This window comes from Paenibacillus sp. FSL L8-0436, from assembly GCF_038593025.1.
Classification (GTDB): Bacteria; Bacillota; Bacilli; order Paenibacillales; family Paenibacillaceae; genus Paenibacillus_AQ.
Window position 1 is genome coordinate 4,838,964 of record NZ_CP151955.1, and the last position, 13,577, is coordinate 4,852,540.

At 48.0% G+C, this 13,577-nt stretch carries 8 protein-coding genes and 1 pseudogene; 3 read left to right on the forward strand and 6 right to left on the reverse strand.

What is annotated here, in order from left to right:
- Nucleotides 1-163 precede the first annotated feature (163 nt).
- The 6 genes from NSS79_RS22245 to leuC form a co-directional block, all read right to left on the reverse strand.
- Nucleotides 164-3,235: an S-layer homology domain-containing protein gene (locus NSS79_RS22245; protein WP_342436192.1), complete on the reverse strand. Its 3,072-nt coding sequence runs from the start codon at nt 3,233-3,235 to the stop codon at nt 164-166.
- An 80-nt stretch (nt 3,236-3,315) separates the two neighbouring features.
- Nucleotides 3,316-3,987 (reverse strand): GerMN domain-containing protein, encoded by a 672-nt coding sequence (locus tag NSS79_RS22250; protein ID WP_342436193.1) that lies wholly within the window; start codon nt 3,985-3,987, stop codon nt 3,316-3,318.
- Nucleotides 3,988-4,100: 113 nt separating this feature from the next.
- Nucleotides 4,101-5,537 (reverse strand): N-acetylmuramoyl-L-alanine amidase family protein, encoded by a 1,437-nt coding sequence (locus tag NSS79_RS22255; RefSeq protein WP_342436194.1) that lies wholly within the window; start codon nt 5,535-5,537, stop codon nt 4,101-4,103.
- Between the two features lie 162 nt (nt 5,538-5,699).
- On the reverse strand, nt 5,700-7,274 hold the full coding sequence (locus NSS79_RS22260; protein WP_342436195.1) for an N-acetylmuramoyl-L-alanine amidase: 1,575 nt from the start codon (nt 7,272-7,274) through the stop codon (nt 5,700-5,702).
- 227 nt (nt 7,275-7,501) lie between these two features.
- Entirely contained in the window at nt 7,502-8,104 is a 603-nt protein-coding gene (leuD, locus tag NSS79_RS22265) for a 3-isopropylmalate dehydratase small subunit (RefSeq protein WP_342436196.1), read from the reverse strand.
- A 30-nt stretch (nt 8,105-8,134) separates the two neighbouring features.
- Nucleotides 8,135-9,559 (reverse strand): 3-isopropylmalate dehydratase large subunit, encoded by a 1,425-nt coding sequence (gene leuC / locus NSS79_RS22270; protein ID WP_038594356.1) that lies wholly within the window; start codon nt 9,557-9,559, stop codon nt 8,135-8,137.
- Nucleotides 9,560-10,046: 487 nt separating this feature from the next.
- On the opposite strand from leuC, the pseudogene NSS79_RS22275 reads away from it, so the two are divergent.
- The 3 genes and pseudogenes from NSS79_RS22275 to NSS79_RS22285 form a co-directional block, all read left to right on the forward strand.
- A pseudogene (locus NSS79_RS22275) lies at nt 10,047-10,367 on the forward strand (ATP-dependent DNA ligase); the annotation flags it as partial.
- 105 nt (nt 10,368-10,472) lie between these two features.
- Complete coding sequence (locus NSS79_RS22280) at nt 10,473-11,354, forward strand: glycosyltransferase (RefSeq protein WP_342436197.1); 882 nt, start codon at nt 10,473-10,475, stop codon at nt 11,352-11,354.
- A 1,264-nt stretch (nt 11,355-12,618) separates the two neighbouring features.
- Complete coding sequence (locus NSS79_RS22285) at nt 12,619-13,530, forward strand: LysR family transcriptional regulator (RefSeq protein ID WP_342436198.1); 912 nt, start codon at nt 12,619-12,621, stop codon at nt 13,528-13,530.
- The last annotated feature ends 47 nt before the right edge of the window (nt 13,531-13,577 follow it).

Below are 13,577 nucleotides of genomic sequence, written 5' to 3' on the forward strand. Positions count from 1 at the left end.
TCCCCTCCACGGAGTATTTACACTCAACAAACCAGACGAGCGTATCTTCTCTGATGTAATGAAATATAAACAAGTATAACCGCTTATATTTCAAAAAAAACGTCTTGATCCAGACAATCTACTGGATCAAGACGGTGTTTCTCACGGAAAATCACCATTGTCACTATTGTTTCACGACTTCAACTAAGACATCGTTTTTGAAATACAATATAATATTATCATTTTCTTTGAGAGATTGCACGGATAAAGTCGTGTCACCCTGGTGAATATATACACTCGAAGTGATCGCAAACTGATAATTCGTATCGCTCAGAGAAGAGCGTTTGGTTACGATCTGGTTATTTAGGCTGTCGTAACGCGAAACCGAGCGGGTAAGCTGCTTCAGTACAGTGACGATCACTGATCCGTCAGCATCTTTGCGGACATCTACCCGGTCAGCTGTAGTCAGACTGCCAAGACCTGTCGTAGTGACACCGTCACGGATAATTTTTACGCCACCGCTGACTGCAATCGTCTGGGAGGTGCCTGCATAATCCTTAAGTACGAACGAACCCGCAGCTGCATCTACTGACGACACAACACCAGTATTCTGCTTGATGTACTGAAGTGATACTGGAGTGCTGCCGCTTACGGTAAGATTCACATAATCACCGACCTTCAAGTCGCCAATTTTCAGGGTTTGCCCTGCTTCATTGGTCATCGCTAAAGTCAAAGTATTCAGTTCAAGCGTTCCTCCGGACCATTTCACACCCAGCTTATTCATTGGTGCATTAAGGGTAGTGATTTCAACCTGTACTGATGAGTTCACTTTAAGCACTGAGATGACATCCTGATTGCTCGTAAGCACTGCGGTTACCGAAGAGTTAAGAGGTATTTCTGTGATGGCAGAAGATGTACGTCCGAGAATATCTATTACCTGTGGATAACCCAGGGTAAGAGTTTGCCCTCCTGCGAGCTTCAGAACAATCGTTCTGGTTGTTGTATTAATCTCGGACAGGGTTCCTGTATATTTGGTGCTGGTTTCTACCGAAAGGGCCCGCTGGCCGACAGCTTTTACATCCACTCTGCGCCCTTCGTAGAGATATATCCCCATAGTAGTCAATGATGTGGTAATGCCCTCGTCAAAAGCAAGTTTTGTCTTGTCATCAATCTGTACCAGATGTGCTTTACTTTTGCCGTCCATAACTGTCAGCAGCTTTGTCTTGCTATTAAAAGCAATTACAGTCGCACCGATAAATTCATCCAGCTGGCGGTTCAGCACTTCAATCTTCGTTACCTGATCAGAGCTGTTGAGGGTAATCAGAACATTATCTCCACTGGTCGCATCGGCAAGCAGATCACCGATTACCGGGTTAGCAACGTTAGGTATCACAATTGTCGGCGCCGGCGATGTAGCCAGCAGCTTTACTTCGCGCGCACCGTCAGACTTTTTATAAATAATGCTTGAGCTTGTAAGCTCATAAATCGATCCCTCTACCGTCCGCTCCGTGCCCGAAGTCACTTCCACCGAACGGATGACATTGCTATTTATCGTATATTTCACAGCGGCTCCGGTCTTCAGGTCGGCTGGCAGCAGAACTGCGTTTTGCGAACTGAACAGTGTAACCCCGTCTTCCCACTTGAACGTTTCCGCAGTTCCGGAAGCATTTTTGAACGTGATGCTTTTTGCTGCCTGATCCACACTTTGAATTGTCCCTGTAGTCGTTTTGTTCACAACGCCCGAGGTCACCTGAACCTTTACCAGCTTATTAGTTCCTGTGAAAGTTTCACGCAGCAAGGTAACTTTACTGTTTGCGGTAATTGCACCGGAACTAATCGTGCTTCCATTTACATCTACAAAAGAAGTATCGGCATCATAGCTGTATTGGTCATATCCCGTAGCAGAATCAAGCCAAATCGTACTTGGAGTGATCTTGGCAAAGTTCCCTTCGAAACTTACCACCTGCTGGGCAGGATCTGTCACCTCAACATAAGCTGCATTATAGGTTGCACCAATAACGGTTACTTTGGTATACGGCTGAACATCATTCAGACTGATTCTTGTGTCTGCCGTACTAGTGTAGTATGCAGTTACGGGAGTCAAATTGAAGACAGACGGTGAACCATTGCTGTAAACGGTCATTTTCCCGTCCTTCAAGGCACTGATGCTCCCTTTGACTGTGTTGTCATACCCTATAGTGTTAAATGCTTCTGCGCGGCTGAAGAAAGTTGCCACTTGTGCACGGGTTACCGCTCCTTGTGGATCAAAGCGGTTGCCGTCAAGACCATTGGCCAGTCCCAATTCCACGGCAGTGTTCACGTAACCCCGCTTATTCGCCGAAACCTTGACATCATCAGCAAAGCTAGTCGGCTTGCCTGATACTGCGGCCGCTTCGGAGTTTTTGCCAAGAGCACGGACCAGCAATTCAGCAATCCATTCACGTGAAGCCTTGCGGTCACCCCAGGATGTCTTTAGATTATCCGCCGACATTTCAACCGTCTTGTCCAGAAGGCCCTGCTGGAAAGCCAGCACAACAAACGGCTTAAAATAATTGGACACCTGGAAATTAGCCGGAAGCACCACGTCAGTGCCGGTATTTACTTTGTCCTCAAGCTTCATGAAGCGAAGTGCGATCAGCACAGCTTCCTGCTGGGTAACAGAGTCACCCGCACGGAATAATCCGTTATTTCCGACAACAAGACCTTGCGCTGCCAGCTTATAGATATGTTTTTCTGCCCAGAAGCCTGTTTTTACATCGCTGAACAATCCTGGTGCAGCTGCAGGCGGCGTTGCTGTAGGTGCAGTTGTAGCTGCAGGCGTTGCTGTAGCTTTTGGTGTAGCTGTGGCTGCAGGCGTTGCCGTAGCTTTAGGTGTAGCTGTTGCTGCAGGCGTTGCCGTAGCTTTTGGTGTAGCTGTTGCTGCAGGCGTTGCCGTAGCTTTTGGTGTAGCTGTTGCTGCAGGCGTTGCCGTAGCTTTTGGTGTAGCTGTTGCTGCAGGCGTTGCCGTAGCTTTAGGGGCAGCTGTAGCTGCAGGCGTTGCCGTAGCTTTAGGGGGAGCAGTAGCTGCAGGCGTTGCCGTAGCTTTTGGTGTAGCTGTTGCTACAGGCGCAGCAGTAGCTTTAGGGGCAGCAGTAGCTGCGCTCTCAGCGAATGCAGCCCCCGCACTGCCAAGCACCATAGCGCCGGCCAGAACAGCAGATGCCGCTTTGGTGGAATAAGCTTTAATAGAGTGATTGGATCTTTTATGACCGGACAATAGGTTATTCCCCTCTCTATGCTTCATGTAAATGGTATATTAGTAATTCGGTAAACATTCCCAAAATTCCTGTGCAACGTTTATAATGCGCTGTTCTCCCGGGTAATTGGATGTTCTAAATCCACATGCCCCATTAAACTTTCCACTTGCTCACCGTCTACCAGAAGCTCAACGCTTTTTACTTCTTCGAACTGGAAGAAGAGTTGAGCCAGCGCACTGATGGCCATGGATTCACCGCCTGCACCCAGTTGAGCCTCAGCCGGTTTATGAATGTCCATCACAATCTGTCCAGCTGTAAATTTAAGTGATTTAAGCTCAATACCGCTCCATAACGGGATCATATCCGCCTTATCGCTGTTTTGAAGCGTTTTAAAGGCTTCAGTATATTTCTCCGTATCGTTTGCGAAGCTAATCTTTGCTGCAGCCTTCACAAGTTCCATCTGCTGCGAATCCGTATAGTACGTGGAAATGCTCTGGCTTTGTTTGTCGACTTCAACGGGCTTATCTGTTGCAACAGGAGCATCGGTGCTAACCGGCTCGGCAGTTGCGGGTGTATTGAGCCCGCCTGCATTGCTGTTGTTGCTGTTGCTGTTGCTGTCTCCATTTCCGTTATTTCCTTCGGCTCCGCTAACGACTGCAGGAGAATTTTGTCCCGCTTCATCAGCCGGTGCTGCAGCCGGCTTGTCTCCGCAGCCTGATATCACTAGTAGAAGAAGTGCTGCAACCCCTGCATATGTCAGTTTTTTGTTCATCAACATTTACCCCCTCTAGATGAATACGGGCAGACAGAACTGCAAAGCCTCTTTCGCCTGCAAATCAGGCCGAAAGCTGGCTTTGCAGCTCTCATCTGCCGCTAAGTCTGCTGTTACATTCCCAGATATTCCTTGATACCACTGACCATGGATGCTGCCACATTGTTCTGCAATGTTTCCGAGAACAACAGCGATTCATCGCCTTTATTGCTTAAGTAACCTACTTCAAGTAGTACGGCAGGCATTGTCGTCTCACGAATGACGTGGAAATTGCCATACCTCACACCACGGTCGCTAAGCCCGGTCGCCTTGACAAGATACTTATGCATCACTTTCGCCAGTGCCTTGCTCGCTTCCCGCTGATAATATGTTTCTGTTCCACTTGCAGCCGATGAACCACCGCTGTTCGCATGGACGGAAATAAACAGATCGGCCTTAAGCTTATTGGCCATACCCGCACGGTCTTTTAATTCCAGGAACGTATCATCGCTGCGAGTAAGAACTACATCGATTTTATTCTCCTGTTTCAGCAGTTCTGCTGCTTTAAGAACAACGGCCAAATTAAAATTCTTCTCATATTTACCGGTAACCCCTACAGCTCCGGAATCCTTGGCGCCATGGCCGGCATCCAGCACCACCAGCTTCCGGCCGTTATTGCCGGGCTGTGTCGTCGTATCTTCTGTGCTTTTCGCATTCAGATCAACCACAACCAGCTTGGAGGAATCACCTGATACTTCAAGACTATAGTTCTTGGAAGTGTTCAAATCAATTACAAAGCGAACGGTATAAGGGCTTGTACTGTACAAAGAATAACGTACACCTGATACATCCGGGTAATCCGTTACAGCAAGTTTGCCATTCAGGTTGGGGTCAAGTTCTTGTCCACTTCCGAACACATCCGAGAACGTGGCATTTGGCAGATCGACAACAATCCGGTCCGGCCCTGTCATCTTCGTTATATTCGGCGCGGAGCTGCCATCCATTGCAATGGTCAGACGGTTCTGGCTGAAGCTGATGCCATTCACCATTGTCAGGCCGCTAGTCGACTCTGCCGGAGGAACAACGACGGTTGATCCACCGTCACCAGAACTTCCCTCTGAACCGGTGTTATTACCGCCAGTTTCCGGGGTAATAATGTTTACAGTCTTTTGGGCGTTATCCCAGGTGACAGTAAGGCCAAACTGCTCGCTGACAAACCGGATCGGTACGAGTGTAGTACCTGCGCGCGCTACTGGCGCCGCCGTGAGAATCACGGTTTTGTCATCAACGGAAGCTGCCGTTTGATCCACGATCAGCTTGATCGTCTTGCCCTGCTGTTCAATTGTAACCGTCTTGCTCTTCTGATCCCAATCCACCTTATAGCCAAGGTTTTCGGCGATCATTCTTAGCGGCACCATAACTGAGTTCTTTACATTTTCGACCGGCGCATCCTGTCCTGCTGTCAGCTCCTGGCCATCCAGAAAGATCTTATTCCCGGCAGCAGCATGTCCATGCTCCGGCAATACCAGTACAAAGAGCAGCAGCAACAGCGTAAAAGCAAATTTCTTCATTCTTCACCTCTAAGAATCTAGTATTCCGCCAGAGAACGGCGTTCATGATGATCTCGCCATTGACAACCCTCGACATTGATTAGACGCTGGTATCCGCTAAAAGTTGCGAATAAATCCCATTAAAAAGCTAGTAATTCCGCGCCTATTAACAAGATTCTATATCTATAATCCCAAATATTCCTTAATTCCGGCTACGATTTCCCTAGCCAGCCTGTCTTGAAGCTGGCTATCATACATGCCCGCCTCATTCCCCTGATTGGTAAGATAACCTACCTCCAGCAGCACTGCCGGCATTGTAGTTTCTCTTGTAACATGCAGACTTTTGCTCCTGATCCCGTTGTCCTTGAAGCCTGTTCCCGCGACCAGATGCTTGTGGAGGACCTGGGCGAGCGGCAGACTTTCAGTACGGGAATAGTAGGTCTCACTGCCATTGATCTTTTCCCTGTTGGGATATTTGAGGTCCAGCGAGTTTCCATGCACTGAAATAAACAGGTTCGCTTGATTTGCTTCAGCAATTACGACCCGGTCCTGCAGACCGAGTGTACTGTCATCCGTGCGGGTAAACACCACGTCGACCAGACCTTCCTGCAGAAGCAGTGCCCCGACCTTATTCACAACTGAGAGATTGAAGTTTTTCTCCAGCTTCCCTGTCAGGCTTACGGCTCCAGATTGTTTACCGCCGTGTCCTGCGTCGAGAACGACAACCGGCTTGCCGGTGATTCCCGGTCCTACGGTAGTACTGCCTCCATTAGCCACTACATTTAAATCAATTGTAACCAGCCCGGTGCTGTCGTCAGTACTTACCTGATACGGCTGGCTTCCAATCGTTTGAATAACGAACCTTACGGTAGAGGGATTGGAACTGAACAGCGCATAACGGACTTCCGAAATCAATGGGTAACCGGTAACATCCAGCTTGCCTTGCGGACTGCCGTTAGGGGCTGTGCCAGGCAGACTGCCAACGAAATCCGCCGCGAACGAGGTATTGGGGAAATCAACCACAATCCGGTCAGGGCCGCTCATCTTGGTAACAGTAGGCTTGGCTCCACCCGTGGCGGAAACGATCAAACGATTTTCGCTGAACACCGCCCCCATGATCTGAGGAGACGTAACTGTCGTACCTCCACTGCCGGGGATCGGCGTTGGTGTTGGGCCTGCGGTTCCTGTCACGATCTCTCCCTCTGATCCAGTTTCATTCGGGACAGGGGTTGGACTTGGACTCAAAACAGGCGCCGGTGTTGAACTGGCGGACGGCGCTGGAGTTGCAGAAATGTCCGTACCGCTTGTAGAACCGCCGCTTAAATAGACAGTTTTGTCGCTGTTGTCCCAGCCCACGATAAGCCCAAATTGCTCACTTACAAATCGGATAGGCACTAGTACAGTTCCATTATTCTGCTTGGGTGCCGCATTTAGAGCTAGTGTAGTTCCATCGGCTTCAGCCGTTTTGCTTCCTACGGCCAGCAGCACGCTTCTGCCATCCTGTTGAACGGTTACTTTACGCGACTTCGGCTCCCAGTCGACTTTGAACCCCAGATTCTCCACAACTACCCGAATAGGAATCATAACGCTTCCATCGACATATTCAATTTTGGCGCCTTTGGGCATTGTCAGCTCCTGATTATCCATAATAATCTTGCCTGTCCCGCTTCCGGCGGCGGCAGCTTCATGGCCGGCGAATGATAGCAGTAACAGTGGCAGCAGCAGCAAAAATAACACCCGTTGTCCGGCTCTTCTCATCCTTTCTTTTCCTCTCCTTCTGGTAAATGATAGATACATAGATAAGATTAAGACGACAGAAATCTCCAAAAGTTGCCTTCTGCGGCAATGAATATATCGATTATAGCAAAAAAACTTCTATTTCCGACACCCGGAAATAGAAGTTTTGTGTAAAATTTGTAAAGATTACGTATTCTTCAGGAATAAAACTCCGTTTTCCCTTTGACCCAACGTGCTCTTTACATCGCTTACGAAAACAGCTTTGCCGCGTGGCGCTCCTCGTAAGCGGCGATTTCATCCGCATGCTGAAGTGTCAGCCCGATATCATCGAGCCCCTGCAGCAGGAACTGGCGGCGGTGCTCATCCAGCTCAAAGCTGATCAACAGTCCGTATTCATCGCTGAGCGTGTTGTTCTCAAGGTCAACCGTCAGGTTGTAGCCTTCATGGGCTGCCGTACGGCTGAACAGCTCATCGACCTGCGATTCCGACAGCTTGATCGGAAGAATCCCGTTCTTGAAGCAGTTGTTGTAAAAAATATCTGCATAAGATGGGGCAATTACTACTTTGAAGCCATAGTCCATGATCGCCCACGGCGCATGCTCCCGGGAGGAGCCGCAGCCGAAATTAGCCCGCGAAATCAATACAGATGCGCCTTTATAGCGCGGTTTGTTCATCTCAAAAGCGGCATTGTCATTGCCCGCTTCGTCAAAACGCCATTCGTAAAAAAGAAATTGTCCAAATCCAGTCCGTTCAATCCGTTTCAAAAACTGCTTCGGAATAATAGCATCCGTATCTACATTTACCCGGTCAACCGGGGCAACGATTCCTGTTAATTTCTTAAAAGCTTCCATTGTTGTATCCTCCCGCTCTCTCTACGATTTCTATGAATTGACGGCTTCCGTCTTATAGTTCCAGTCGCGGACGTCGGTGAAACGCCCCTTGATTGCAGCCGCCGCGGCCATTGCCGGAGATACGAGATGCGTGCGTCCTCCGCGTCCCTGGCGTCCTTCAAAGTTGCGGTTTGAGGTTGATGCGCAGCGTTGTCCAGGCTGAAGTACATCCGGGTTCATCGCCAGGCACATGCTGCAGCCCGCTTCGCGCCATTCAAAACCTGCTTCCGTAAACACTACATCGAGACCTTCCTTCTCCGCCTGCAGCTTCACGCGTCCGGAGCCCGGTACAACAATTGCCGTAACCTTGTCGGATACCTTGTGACCTTTGGCTACCTCGGCAGCAGCACGCAAATCCTCAATCCGGCCATTCGTGCAGGAACCGATAAAGACATAATCAATCGGAATTTCTGAAATAGGTGTGCCTGGTGCCAGATCCATATATTCAAGCGCTTTTTCAGCAGCTTTACGTTCATTTTCAGTCGAGAAATCAGCAGGGTTCGGCACACTGGAATTGATGTCTGTGCCCATGCCCGGGCTAGTTCCCCAGGTCACTTGCGGAATCAAAGATTCCACATCGAACTCAACAATCGTGTCATATTCTGCACCTTCATCGCTTACAAGGCCTTTCCAAGTTTCAACAGCAGCATCATACGCGGCACCCTGAGGGACATATTGGCGATCACGCAGGTAGTTGAAGGTAGTTTCATCAGGAGCGATCAGCCCCGCTCTTGCCCCGCCTTCGATCGACATATTGCAGACGGTCATACGTTCCTCCATCGACAGCTCACGGATGGATTCGCCCGTGTATTCAATAACATAGCCTGTTGCAAAATCAGTGCCGTATTTGGCAATGACACCGAGAATCATATCCTTGGCAGTCACTCCAGGATTACGTTTGCCGATGAAGCGGACTTCCATCGTTTTGGCTTTGGATTGCTGCAAGCACTGGGTAGCCAGAACATGCTCAACTTCACTTGTGCCAATACCGAAGGCCAGTGCGCCGAATGCTCCGTGCGTGGAAGTGTGGCTGTCACCGCAGACAATGGTTTTGCCGGGATGTGTCAGGCCGATTTCCGGGCCCATAACATGCACGACACCCTGATCGATATCATTCAGGTCGAACAATCTGACTCCGAAATCGCGGCAATTCTGCGACAGCGTGTCAATCTGCTGTTTGGAAATAGGGTCCGTAATGTTGTAACGGTCTTTCGTAGGAACGTTATGATCCATGGTAGCAAAAGTAAGGCCGGGACGGCGGACTTGGCGTCCGCTGAGACGGAGACCTTCGAAGGCCTGCGGAGAGGTAACTTCATGCACCAGATGCAGATCAATATAAATAATGCTAGGCTTACCTTCCTCTTGATGGATTACGTGATTATCCCAAATTTTCTCAAACATTGTCTTCTTGCTCATGTCTTCACCTCATATAGTAGAATCGTTCAATGGAAGAGAGTGTGGAGTCTCTCTTGAATGATCTAAATATAACATCGCCTCATTTATAATTCCAAGATATGATTTCTATAGAAGTGATAGGCTGCGTCTATAAGCTGTGATGAGGTGAGTTAGTATATCCCTTGTACATAAGGGATTACGTAATTCATGTTTATGCTCGTTTGGGGCTGGTTGGAGGTAGGTATTCTGCATTTCGTCCCCAATTTGTCCCCATGGGGACGAGAGCAAATTATTGAAAGGAGAACGTTAAATGAAACTCGAATCCATGCCACTCCAGCAATTCATAGACAACTTATTTGATCATCCGCACACTGTAGCTTACCAGCGTCCGCAGCTCACAAGACTATTAGCTAATAAGGTAGGCGACTGGTATCCCGTATCCGTACCAGGAGCGGTAATGATTTACCGTTATTCGAGGTTTAACAACATCGATGAAGGATACGCCACTGGACGCCGATCCCACGCATGACAGAAGGTCATTAACTGGACCTATGCCGATGTATATATAACAGCTTATCGCAAGCAGGAATTCGGCTGGTTAGCAGCAGTGCCCGGTAGATCCGGCAAACTGCGACCGGCTGGAGTAATTGAGCTTGGCGTGTCACCGCTCCATAAGCAGGCATTCCGGGGTGTGGACTCACAACTTGTAACTGGTGAGGATAAAGAGTTTATACATCTGGAGCCCCGGCTACGTGCCAAGGTAAGAATGCGTAACTGGACCAAATCCGGAATGCCGCGTAGTCCTGTATTTACAGAGTTTATAGTATAAGCAAATACACACTGACCATATGCCTTTTTTCTTTCCTCCTGTCGCTTATTAGTTTGTTTCATCATAACGTGTTGATGAGACAAACCGAATTAGGAGGAATGCTGGGTGTCAAGGATATCTGTAATTATGCCTGTCTACAATAACGCTATGTTTTTACATGAAGCAGTTACCACAATCTTATTGCAAACGCTAAACGATCTAGAATTGATAATAATCGATGACGGATCGACAGATGGATCAGCGGGAATTATACATGAAATAATGGATACTAGAGTAAAAAAGATATTTCATACTGAGAATATGGGGATTGTCACTTCACTGAATCAAGGACTTGATCTGGCCCAAGGCGAGTACATCGCCCGTATGGACAGCGATGACATTGCAGCACTAAATCGCTTGGAAGTGCAGGCTTATTTTATGGACACTAATCCCGCCATAGATATTTGCGGAACAGGATATACAACGAACTACCTCGGGCCAGTCAAGTTAAATCCTATGCATCACGAAGAAATTAAGGTCTGGCTGTTATTTTACAGCTGCATTCTACATCCTTCTGTTATGATGCGCCGAAGCTCTATAGATCGTCTCGGGATTCGTTATGATTGTAATTACCCTCATGCAGAGGACTACGAATTGTGGAACAGGCTTTCCTCAAGCGCGAAATTCGCGAATCTCCCTCACAATTTAATGTACTATCGGCCTCACGAAGGACAAGTGTCCAATAAACACCGGGTAATACAAGATGACTCTGCACGAAGAATCCGTCAGAGACAACTTTCTCAACTAGGCATTCAATTGTCGGATGAGGAATACGCAATAATGATTAAATTAGCTGAGTATGGGGTTAATTCTGAAGATTTTGCTAACTATCGAACAGCCGCAGGTTTTGCGAATTGGCTGCTTGATCAAAATCGACAATATCATGTATTCGACCAGGATCTATTCGGAATGGCTCTATCCAGATGTATATCAGGAGTTCCATACTAATATGTAGCCAACTTCGTCAAATAGTTTATGCATTCAAAAAAGACGTGAAGACAAAAAAAGAAAATCCCGCCGAAGCCCGGCGGGTTATTTTATGTATGCTCTAAATTCAAATCGTTCACGCATAAACCAACTACCGGCAATCTTAATTGTCTCTGGTGAATACCCCTCAACAATGCCGCCATAATCCATCAAATGACCGATCGGGTCCGGTTCTTCGCGGTACATACGGATACTTTGGACTGACAAGTGCAGCCGCCAGAAAGTCTGTATCGCTCTCTAAGACTTACTATGTGTCGTTCACGCTAGACCAATCTAAATTCAAATTCGTCTCTCATATAGTAAGCATCTGCGATCTTCACACTTTCCCGACTTAATTTACGGACTGGTCCGCCATAACGTTCACTCCCATGAAGACTGATAAATCCTTTAAACTTTTCCGTTGTTACTCATTAAGCGTATATAAGGCCTCCGTAAGTAAACTCATCAAATTTTCTATATCATAAAAGTCTCCAACAAAAAATGCTTTTATCTTATGAACTGGACAGGCAAAAGTTCTTGTCGAAAAATCGTAACATAGAAAAATAACCCAATCGGCGATGGTCTGTTATCCTTAAGTTCTCACACTAAAAGGAAGGACCACTGAATGGGTTGCAATTAATTGATAAGGTTGTTTCACCTTCATTACAATTCATGTTAGTCAAAAACCTATCATCGTATGATCTCTGAGGGCAAAATAAAAACGCCTAAAATCGGCGCTGTGCAGGTTTGCTTCTCACTAAGTTGATTCTTTCAACTTTTCTTTTGGTTCCGGTTCTTCTTTAGGTTGTATCGCGGCCAACATTTCACCGACTGCATGATCAACCTTCTGCAAGATCTCAAGTTGTCGCCTTGGATAGAGACTGCATATCCACACGAAATGGAGCTTCGTCGAATTCTGCATGCCCTGCAGCTATACCATGAGTGTTTATTTGGGTAACGTCATTTCCGCTTCCGATTAACATCGAAACAAAGGAACCAAACTGACCATAAACAGTCTCTGCAACCAATCCACGCGCTGTAAGTGCAGCACGGACTGTATTCCATGCACCGGTTGAAATCCCTATGCCTTTAGAGGTGAATCTAACCTGCTCTAAGGATTTGTTTTTTCTTGTGCTACTATCCCACCTTCAGGTGGATAGTTCTGGCCAGGTCACCCAACCTATATTAAGCAGACTTACTATAGGTTATACTTATAAGCAATCATGTTCATTCAAGGAGCTTACTAATGGAACTAAGACAATTACAGTATGCACTGCAAATCGCGGCGGAACGGAACTTCTCCCGTGCTGCGGATAAACTGCATATCGCCCAGCCCTCGCTCAGCCAGCAGTTGTCCAAGCTGGAGAAAGAGCTTGGGGTCATGCTGTTTCAGCGCAATACAAGCTCGGTAGAGCTTACCCATGCCGGGCACAAGTTTGTGGAACAGGCAGGAGCGATTATCGACGCCGTGGAGCTGCTGCGCCAGGAAATGTCTGATATTTCCCAGCTTCGTACAGGAAGCGTGGTGGTAGGCAGCATGCCGATCACCGGAGCACATCTGCTGCCCCATGTACTCCCTGTGTTCAAGCGGAAATATGCCGATGTGGAAATTACACTGCTTGAGGATTCTTCAATGAATCTCGAGAAACTGACTGCAATCGGCCAGACTGATCTCAGCCTGCTTTCCCTCCCGCTGGAAATCCCCACTCTTGCTTACGAGGTGCTTGGTGAAGAACGGATTGATCTGGCCGTGCCGCCGGAGCATCCTTTGGCTTCCCGAAGCACAAAGGGTACACGCACCTCTCTCGAAGAATTAAAGGATGAGCCGTTCATCGTGCTTAAAGAAGGCCAGGGGTTCCGCAAAATGACGGTGGAGCTATGCCGCGAAGCCGGATTTGAGCCGCGCATTGTGTTTGAAAGCAACAATATGGAGACGGTTCAATCCCTCGTAGCTACCGGAATGGGCGTTACACTCGTGCCACACTTTATCGCCCGTGCCCCGCGCAGCGAATTTGTGCCCGTCTATCTGCCGCTGGCCGAACCTGTGCCAAGCCGCACCCTGGTGATCGCGTACCGCAGGGGCCGCTATTTGTCCAAAGCTGCAGAAGCCTTCATCGGCACTTTCAAAGCAACCGTTGCAGGTCTCACGGATGAGTAGTACAGAACAAAATGATTATTGTGTCGCCTGTAATTAAAAATGCCCTT

What these genes read in the sequence shown, in the direction of transcription:
- NSS79_RS22250 (WP_342436193.1), bottom strand. Translation starts at nt 3,987, where the DNA reads ATGAACAAAAAACTGACATATGCAGGGGTTGCAGCACTTCTTCTACTA.
- NSS79_RS22255 (WP_342436194.1), bottom strand. Translation starts at nt 5,537, where the DNA reads ATGAAGAAATTTGCTTTTACGCTGTTGCTGCTGCTCTTTGTACTGGTA.
- NSS79_RS22260 (WP_342436195.1), bottom strand. Translation starts at nt 7,274, where the DNA reads ATGAGAAGAGCCGGACAACGGGTGTTATTTTTGCTGCTGCTGCCACTG.
- leuD (WP_342436196.1), bottom strand. Translation starts at nt 8,104, where the DNA reads ATGGAAGCTTTTAAGAAATTAACAGGAATCGTTGCCCCGGTTGACCGG.
- leuC (WP_038594356.1), bottom strand. Translation starts at nt 9,559, where the DNA reads ATGAGCAAGAAGACAATGTTTGAGAAAATTTGGGATAATCACGTAATC.
- NSS79_RS22285 (WP_342436198.1), top strand. Translation starts at nt 12,619, where the DNA reads ATGGAACTAAGACAATTACAGTATGCACTGCAAATCGCGGCGGAACGG.